General features: G+C 36.5%; 6 protein-coding genes. 4 read left to right on the top strand and 2 right to left on the bottom strand.

From position 1 onward, the window contains the following. From ABN099_RS13410 to ABN099_RS13395, 4 genes are all read left to right on the top strand, one after another. The coding region (locus tag ABN099_RS13410) for a CS1-pili formation C-terminal domain-containing protein (RefSeq protein ID WP_349464353.1) at window positions 1-1,060 on the top strand (1,060 nt) is incomplete at its 5' end. 12 nt (window positions 1,061-1,072) lie between these two features. Further along, window positions 1,073-2,695 carry a fimbrial protein gene (locus ABN099_RS13405; protein WP_349464352.1) on the top strand — a complete coding sequence of 541 codons (1,623 nt, stop codon included), beginning with the start codon at window positions 1,073-1,075 and terminating at the stop codon, window positions 2,693-2,695. 146 nt (window positions 2,696-2,841) lie between these two features. Further along, window positions 2,842-3,528, top strand: a complete 687-nt coding sequence (locus ABN099_RS13400) for a fimbrial protein (RefSeq protein ID WP_349464351.1) — start codon at window positions 2,842-2,844, stop codon at window positions 3,526-3,528. 595 nt (window positions 3,529-4,123) lie between these two features. Then, entirely contained in the window at window positions 4,124-4,717 is a 594-nt protein-coding gene (locus ABN099_RS13395) for a common pilus major fimbrillin subunit EcpA (protein WP_349464350.1), read from the top strand. Between the two features lie 101 nt (window positions 4,718-4,818). On the opposite strand, the gene ABN099_RS13390 is transcribed toward ABN099_RS13395, so the two are convergent. Together ABN099_RS13390 and ABN099_RS13385 are read right to left on the bottom strand one after the other, a co-directional pair. Then, window positions 4,819-6,096: a sigma-54-dependent transcriptional regulator gene (locus ABN099_RS13390; protein ID WP_349464348.1), complete on the bottom strand. Its 1,278-nt coding sequence runs from the start codon at window positions 6,094-6,096 to the stop codon at window positions 4,819-4,821. Continuing rightward, window positions 6,074-8,449 (bottom strand): ATP-binding protein, encoded by a 2,376-nt coding sequence (locus ABN099_RS13385; RefSeq protein ID WP_349464347.1) that lies wholly within the window; start codon window positions 8,447-8,449, stop codon window positions 6,074-6,076. Before ABN099_RS13385 ends, ABN099_RS13390 begins: the two co-directional genes overlap by 23 nt. Window positions 8,450-8,462: the final 13 nt, after the last annotated feature.

Below are 8,462 nucleotides of genomic sequence, written 5' to 3'. Positions count from 1 at the left end.
TAACTACTCGTTTGGTACCACGCTGAATTTCACGCAATTTTGGGAATACGCTGGCTCATTTACCTACTCTTACACCAAAGATTTACGTGATAAAAACAAATCAAAAAGCTTTGAATATTCAACGTCTCTTTATACCGGGCGTTATGGCTCAATGAGTTTACGCGCCGGTGTTCAGCGTTATCATTACGATAACCAAAACAGCACCAATGAAAAATACATCACCCTCGATTTCTCTTTACCGTTAGCCACTTGGCTCAGTGCTGGTGTCTCTTCTAGCAACGGTAATGTGCGTGGCGAACTTTCCGCCTCGAAAAACTTTGAAGATTCGGCAATCCGCAGTGCGGGACTTTCGGTTTCGACACTCTTACATGATAAAGATGGCACTGACAGCGATTTTGCCGTCAACGGCTATGGCATGTTTGATACCAAATACAGTACTGGTACGTTAACCATGAATCGCCCTAACAATGATCGCTTTAATACCACGTTAACCGCTAGAGGTTCATTTGCTTACAGCGATATGAATTTCTCGGCAAGTGGTAAACAAGAAACAGCGGGTGTGATAGTGAAAACCGGCATTGAGGGTGAAGGGAATATTGCGGCTAATGTAAATGGTCAGCGCTTTATTCTTTCGGGTAATAATAACTTTATTCCGTTATCGCCGTATGGCACTTACAAAATTGAGTTACTGAACGATAAACACAGTGAAGACAGCTTTGATATCGCCTCAGGGCGGGTAAAAAATGTAGTGCTTTATCCCGGTAACGTTGCGGTTCATCAACCTGAATTAAAACAGATGGTAACAGTATTTGGTCGCATGAAAGCGCCAGACGGCACGCTATTAGCCAGTGCGCAAGTACGTAACCACATAGGTCGTACTCAAACTGATGCTCAAGGGCAATTTGCCATGGACGTAGATAAACGTTACCCGGTTATTTCATTGCAACAAGATGATAAACAGGTATGTGAAGCAGAATTGGATCTCTCTTCAGCCCGAGGCGTGTTATGGGTAGGGGATATTATTTGTGATCCTCAAACTATTTTAGCGAGTCGAGATTAAAGGAGAATATCCGTGTTTATTTTTCGCTATTTTATTTTTTTAGCTTTAATAACAAGCTCATTTTGTACACTAAGCAGACCAACTGAAAACTGGTATATGATAATAGAAAATAATATTGATAATGAATATTTTGTTACATCAGTTGATCTTGACTACCGTTTTACAGGACCAAGCCAATTATCCAAATATGCTGCAAATAATATCAGTATTGGATATATGGGAAAAAATGAAATGCATATTAGTCCCACAACTAAAATATATATGGATGTTTGGTTAGTAGATTCTCCCGTAGATTATCCTTATATAGGTAATCGTTGTATGGTTGGTAATGGTTGTCCTAACTCTTATATTGCACCGGATGTTGTAGCAAAAGATGGTTTTTATCATTTATACCAAGAAAAAACTGTACGGGAATCCAATTATGTCAGACCTGCATTTTCACAATCATTTTATGAGTATCTGAAAAATAAAAGTATCAATGGGAGTGATACCTTTCATCTTTACACATGCTATACCAGAAATGATTATGACATTAATAATAACCAAACATGTCAAGATGTAGGAGGAAAAACGGAAAATCTCGATCTCACTGCCACCAAAGTTGCACATCTAAAATTGAAATCGACCAATGCGTTACAAGAAATATTTGTTGATAGTAATGGTAATCCTATTTTAGGGCTAGGTTCTAAATTCTGCGAAATTGCAACTATTAATAAACAGAATGGTGTGATGTGCGCATTAGGAGAATATGATTTTAAAGGTAGTATTGATAGTTTTGGTAGTAGTAAATTAGGCATTCGGGTGAATGTTTCACCCACTATAATGAATAATAAGCTTATTAGTAAAAATGATTTATTAATTGGTAATGGAAATAATAAATGGCAAACATTTGATGATAATACTTCAAGTATTACTAATTATTTAAAGCTAACAGATCTACTTGGTCAAAGTGATGATAAAATTTATATATTCATGGCTAATAGTTTTCTAAAAAAAATTATTGACAACAAAATTGACTTATCTCGAAGTCAAGATATGTTTACATTTTTATTTAAAAATAATGTAGCACCACAATCTGGTTATTATGAATTTACCCCTTCCAATACACTCATTATTAAGCCTCGCGATTATGGTATTAGCATTGTTTCCAAAGATTTAGTAAGCAAACCCCATCGTGAAGGCAAAGTGGGCGATAAAGAACCCCCACTGCTTTTTGACTATATCGTTACCACCAGTGCCTTTCGCCAAGCCGATAAAATTACTGCCTCAGTTGAAGGACCTCAAACAACGATTAGAGGTCAACCTTATTGTTTATTTACCTCAAAAGATAAAAAAATAAACGTACCATTTTCAGCTTACCTTTCTTATACCAATGAACGTGGACAAAAAATATCAGCACGAAGCGCTTGTAATAATGCCCCGGTAGATCTTAAAGATGCATTATGGACAGAAACCACATGGCCTTATCCTTATCATTTAGAGGGCTATTTTTACCGCACTGATTTACAACTCTCATTTCCAATGAATGAGGGCACTTCGCTATATTCATTAGAGGGTGAAGATTGGATTGGTGTTGTAGAGGCAAGCGGTTATGTCAATGTATTTGCGGAGTGGTCTGGTCCTGATATTCATTAATTGAAAAGACAATATAACTAACGGATATAAACAGTAATTTATATCCGTTTTCTTTTTTAGAATACAGATAGGATTATTGCCACATCATTCTGATTTTGCGGTACTATTAGATAACTTACTTTAAATTCACCATTGGAAAGCCTGTTATGAACACATTATTAAAAGCAATAGGCACACTACTCCTTTCTGGGCTCACATTTTATGCCAATGCACTTTATATCGATTCTGAAGTCTTTACTTTAGAATCGAATAAAACATTTTTTTCTCGTACTTACCTTAATAACACAGATAGAACAAACCTTTATAAAATCCATATTTATAAAATTGAAAAACCAGGTGGTAAAGAGAAAGATGAAGTACAACTTCCAATAGAAAATGGTGAAATACTTTATACACCGCTGCAAAAAGTATTATTACCCGGTGAACATGAGTTTTTTAAATTATTTTATAAAGGTATCAGCGATAATAAAGAGCGCTATTACCGTATTATTATTGAAGAAACGCCCGTTAACTTGGTGCCTTATAATGAAAACACCAAGCAGCCTTTAGTGGTTCCCACCGTGGGATTAAATACGGTAATGGTGATACGCCCTCGTGAACTTAATTTTGCATATAATCACGATAATGTTGCAGGCACAATAACAAACACAGGTAATACCTATTTTCGTTTACTTCTTAATGATAAATGTGATTCAGATGAAGAGAATGCAAAAATCTTACAACTGTTACCCGGTGAAAGTTATCAACACCCTTGGCTTAAGAAAGAGCATAAGCAATTTATTATTGCTTTTGATCGCTATATTTCATTAGAAAATGGCTGTAATACTAATTAAAAAACAGTTTATTATTAAATAAATCAGAGGGTAATAAATAATATTACTCTCTTTTTTTATTTAATTTACTTGCTTCTCTCTTATTGCTCTTTTTTATTACCTTTTATTACTCATCTGCATTTATTCCTCTTTTTCTTCCTCTTCCCTTTCACCTCCACTTAACTACGTTCTTATACTTATTATCTTACGTTATTTTCATTAACTGACTCTCACTTTTAGAATTTACTCTAATTGCAAAATAATGTAACAACAGAAAACATATTATTTTTTTAAATATATAATTCGTTAAATTAATTTATCTTTTGTAATATTTACTTGGGTAGAGATTAATAACCTAGTCATAAACAGACTACCAACCAACATTAATTTATTGATAAATATAAGTTTTACATTATTTATCATAAATGTATTTCTATTACATTTTATTCCTATTTTTTTAGCCTAATTTTAATAGAATATTTTTTGAATTGATTTGATAATTTTGCTTATGATTACTCATTTTTAGACTATCTAAATAGTAAAATAACAGACTCATGAAAAATATTTCTTAGCCGATATAGCTATTAGCATCGACTTTACCTTTTAGGAATAAACTGTGAAAAAAATAACATCATCCTTAGCCTTGCTACTTACCTTTTTTGTGACCAACACAACTTATGCCGCAGATGCTTTATCATTGCAGACCACAGCAAATTGGCGTGCAACCGCAGTAAAAAAACCGCAAAGTGAATTAGGTGTCACCCCATTAAATGCCCTGCATTTTGAATTTGCTGAAAATGAAAAACGCTTTAATTCACAAGAAGGCTCTTTTGATATCACGGTTAAAGATGTTGAAGGTGCAACAGATTTTAAATTAACCTCAAAAGTCATTAGCAATGAACTAAAGAACACCACAGATAAGTCAGTATTAACCGTTAATACCCATTGGAATGGTAAATCGTTATCAACACATAGCGAGACAACTATTATTGATAACCATAAAGGTGTTAATGGTGGATTAGTTGCAACAAATAGCGATGATGAAAAAAGTGAGCTTAAAAATAGACAAAACGCATTTTTATTTAATGTAATCAGTAATACGCAATCAGCACCTTTAGCAGCATTGCCAGATGGTTCATGGGAAGGAGCATTACGGATTGAATTTACCAGCAAATGGTCAGGTGACTTTGTGACGCTTGCTTCTCGATAATTTTTTATCGATTATCAAGCAGTAAAAAACACGTTAAAGAGCGCCGGTTAGGCGCTTCTTTGTGATTAGTCGTTAGTAACACTGGAGTACTCATTTCCTAATTACATCTTAGGTTTATAACTCTCTTTATCTAGATCATGCTTTTTCATACGTAAGTAGAGCTTTTTACGTGGAATACCTAAATAATCCGCCACATCACTCACTCGCCCTGCAAAGAGATATAACGCATCTTCAATTAAGCGACGTTCATATTCATCGACTAAGTTATCTAAAGGCCCTTCGGGTGGAATAATAGCGCGATGCTGTTCACTATCGACCATTTTTACAATTCCAACCGCATAAAGTTCAGCAACATTTCGTAGCTCACGAATGTTACCCGGCCAGTCATAGCGTTTTAAAATATCGAGATAGTTACGATCAATTTTAGGAATAGCAATACCTAAACGTTGTGCACTTTGACGTAAAAAAGCCCTAAATAGCGGAATAATATCCGGGCGTCGCGCACTTAATGGTGGCAATGAAAAGGTAATTTGTGAGAAGTAATAATAGAACTCAGGAATTAATCGCCCTTCTGTTACCAGTTCTTGGGTATTATTTTCTAAAATAGCGATGGTTCTAAAATGGCGCTTACCTTGGCGTTCTATATCTAATAAATATGAGCTTAACCAACGCTGTGCTTCTGATGATAAATAGTAAGGTGAGCGCAAAATCAGTGTGCCTGTACCCTCTTCTTCTATCTGCTCTATCACTTGCTTGATATCAGGTAAGTTTTGGCAATCTATCGTTTGAATACTTTGTTCATTACGAGGGCTTAATTCATGTAACAGTTGGGCAAGAAGATGACGCCCAGTCCCCATTTCACCTTCAATCATTAAATCTTTATCAATGTCGGCAATTTGCTGCACTTGTTGTCTAATTGCGGTGATTTGTGCGCTATCACCAATTAAACGCTCTTGAGTGGTACTTATCATGGTATTTCTAAGCGCAAGAATAGATTGTCGCTCTTTATGCGCTTTGGCAACTAGCTCTAAAAAAGCAGGTGGATTAATGGGCTTTTCAATAAAATCATAAGCACCCTTTTTCACCGCTTCAACCGCAAGCGGAATATCACCGTGTCCGGTTATCATAATAACAGGGATCCGTGAGTCTATTTGTTTAATGCGTTCTAATACTTCCATGCCATTCATCGCTGGCATATAAATATCAAGAACCACGGCACCCTGCCACTCTGGCGTTAATGCATTTAACGCTTTTTCAGGCGAATCAGTGACTCGGGCAACCATGCCAGCAAGATTGAGTAGGTGGCGATAAGACTCAAGAATATCTTCATCATCATCAATTAATAGAACATCAACATCAGGCATTAGTGATTGTGTCATTAGTAAACTCCAAAACAACCATGGCGCCACCGTTTAACGCTGATGCCAAATAAATATCGTAACCAAACCGTTGCATAATAGAACGGCAAATAGATAACCCTAATCCCAATCCCACATCTTTTGTGGTGGTAAATGGCGTAAATAGCTTAGGTAAAACATCGAAATTAAATCCTTTACCACTATCAGCAATACCTACTAGTTTACGTTTAGGATCAACAGATAACAGATCAATTGAGATCTGACTTTCACCAATACCCGCGATAGCATCCATCGCATTAACAAATAAATTAACCAACACTTGCTCTATTTGTGTCGGATCAGCACAAATAGTCAGCGTATCTGGCACATTATTCATTATTTTGCACTGCTGTCGTTTAGAGCGAGACTCTACCAATACCATGGCACTTTCCACCAGCTCTTTTAATGGCGCTGAAACAAAGCTGATTTCAGAAGATGATTTTCTTGAGAAATTACGCAGTGCCGTAATAATTCGATTCATTCGAGCACACAGCTTTTCGATGCGCTCAATAGAGTCGGGTAATTGCTCATATTTCTGCATCTGTATGGTGAGTTTTGCACTATAAAGATAAGTATTTATCGCTGAGAGTGGCTGATTAAGTTCATGGGCTAAACTGGTCATTGCCTGTCCAACCACTGCCATTTTTGCCGCTTGCACTAACTCTTCTTGTGTCTGAATTAGGTGCTTTTGCGCTTGCTCTCGACGTACTATTTCTTCATTTAGCTGTTGATTTTTCTCTTGTAAATCTTGTGTTTTCAGCGCTACCAGTCGTTGAAGCTCTAATCGATTTAACTCTTGGCGAGTAATATCGGTAATGGTCACAATATATTTGTGCTCTTCTTTATGAGGGTATTCACGAATATTAAATTGTAAAAAATGGGGCTCTCCCGCTTTTATCATTCGGATAATACATTCACTTTGACCTAAAAGATAAAGCTGACTTGTTGAACTAAACTGCGCTTTTAACATGGTGCTGGCTTCACCACTAAAGAGCAGCCATAAAGGCTTATTACTTTGCTCTTTTCCTGTTCCTAGTAGCGTTGCCGCACTAGGGTTGACCGTTTCCATTCTGCCATCATGATGACACGTAATCAGACTTGCATCAGTATTGTTAATTAAGTTGAGTGCATTACTGGTTTCAACTTCCTTCATTTGTCGCCAAAAACGTCGTAAACGCCGACTTAATAGACCTATTTCATCTTGCCCATCAATTAAAACAGGCTCAGTTAAATTGCCTTTGGCAACATTGGCTAAATCGTCACTTAGTTTATTGAGTCTTGCGATTAGTCGTCTGTCGATAAGAATTTTCATCACAATAATACTGAGTAAGAGTGATGCAACAATAATCACAACAATGACAATTTTCCCCGTCCCCATTAATTTGCGCGTATTGGCATTAAGCTCATTTAACGATTCACTGGTTGCAAAGACATTGCCTCGAACAGCATCATCAAATTGGGTTAGTTTTTGTGTCAATTCAGGGGTTAGCGATTTAAGTTTTTTCTCGTTTTCAACATCATCCAGTAAGGTCTGATAAATCTCACCGCCATAACGTGTAATAGCGATAATCTCTTGCAATACTTGGCGATGCGCTATTGTTGATGGAAAGCTTTTTAACTTTTGGTTAAGCGCAATAATTTCGTCGATTTTGACATTAATATAGTGAAAGGCGACATCAATATCACGGCTATATCGCTGATGAGCAATCTCTTCAACCAAGCTAATCAGCTCGTTTTCTGTGGTAAATAGCTCTTGTAATAATGTTGATTCAAGCAATAACTGTAAGCTATTTTCTTGAACGTTTTTCTCTTGGATCATTTGACTAACATGCCACTCAATTTCATTAAGTAGCGGCTTAATATCTTCGCCTACCGCGTCATGCATCCACGCAAGTTGCCCTAGCAGTTGTGCCAGCCTATTTTCTAATTCACGACGTTTATCTAACAGGACATCTTGCTTAGCAATAATGTTTGTTAACTCATCGACAAGCTGAGTATAAAAATCGCGTTGCGGTTTTTGCTCTATCGGAAACTCACGTAAATTATCGAGTAACTGATGAATTTGTTGCTTTTGTTGCTCTGAAATCGATTTACGTTGTGTTTGTTCTCGCTCTTTTAATAGCATTTGTAAATTGGTGCTATAACGCTCCATATTATAACTGGTGGTCAACATAGGTAGGGAATCTCCCACTGACGCATTAATTTGAGTCGCCAGTTTTCCCCACATAAAAAAGATCACCACACCGATAAGTAAGGTGAGTAGTGAACTAAACGTAAACGCCATATAAAGGCGTCTACCTAGTTTGCCAAATTGCTTAGGCATCAATATTTTCATCCGTAATACCTTT

It is taken from the genome of Proteus hauseri, from assembly GCF_040139125.1.
Taxonomy (GTDB): Bacteria; Pseudomonadota; Gammaproteobacteria; order Enterobacterales; family Enterobacteriaceae; genus Proteus; species Proteus hauseri_B.
Note: the sequence above shows the minus strand (reverse complement) of the source record. Positions and strands in the feature narration are given on the sequence as shown.